Annotated in this window: 1 protein-coding gene and 2 pseudogenes; all 3 read left to right on the forward strand. The window is 32.3% G+C overall.

Translation table 11 applies throughout. From position 1 onward, the window contains the following. Positions 1-388, forward strand: a pseudogene (locus HMPREF9074_RS12520) (SH3 domain-containing protein); the annotation flags it as partial. A gap of 26 nt (positions 389-414) precedes the next feature. Next, positions 415-579, forward strand: coding sequence for a hypothetical protein (locus HMPREF9074_RS12525; protein ID WP_196774055.1), 165 nt, complete (start codon positions 415-417; stop codon positions 577-579). A gap of 143 nt (positions 580-722) precedes the next feature. Then, positions 723-849, forward strand: a pseudogene (locus HMPREF9074_RS12240) (SH3 domain-containing protein); the annotation flags it as partial.

Below are 849 nucleotides of genomic sequence, written 5' to 3' on the forward strand. Positions count from 1 at the left end.
TATTTTTGATGATAAGGACGTAAAAGTAACCATTACCAAACAGAAGTTCGACAAAACCAAGCACAAGATTACTAAGAAAGAACACGATGGTTGGACAGAGCTTATCATTGATGGCAAAAAAATATATGGTATAGAAGATGAATTATTGCCTGATGACCATTACAAGAGTATTACCGTAACTATGAAAGGCAAAAACGTACCTATTCCTAAAAGTGCTTATGATGATTTATATCAAATTTTCTATTTTAACAGACTCATATTCTATGATGAGGAAGCTGAGGCACTTTACATTTTTGCGAGCAATAGCGATGCTAGTTGGGCTTACATAGTATGTTGGCAAATAGTAAAAGGTGAGTACAAAACCCGTATTATAGGGCAACCACTTTAATGATGTAACTAAAATTTACCAAAAATATGGCACCAACAAATAATAAACTTAAAGTACAAGATATTGAAATAAATATCAGAGTGATTAATGAAGCTGATTATATAAGTTTAATTCCCCTGAATTCGGGGGAATTAAAAATGAAGCAGGGGTTAATCGCTTCTATAGTATTGAAGAACGTTTTAAAATTTTAGTAGAAACCATTAAAGAACAACGTGCTGTTTTAGACAAAGTAGATTATCTGAAATCTATTAAAAAACTTTCAAATGAAACTTATACAAGTATTCAAGGAAATAAACAACTTGATAAATAGCTTGTTATCAATTATCTATTGGATATGAAACACTTACTTATTTTATTCTTCCTCCTTACGACCAATGCCTTTGCGCAAGGGCCTTTTGGAGATTATGCCGTAGTAAAAGACAAAGACGGCTATGTGAACATTCGCGCTAAAGAAAGCGTAA

It is taken from the genome of Capnocytophaga sp. oral taxon 329 str. F0087 (assembly GCF_000213295.2).
Lineage (GTDB): Bacteria > Bacteroidota > Bacteroidia > Flavobacteriales > Flavobacteriaceae > Capnocytophaga > Capnocytophaga leadbetteri_A.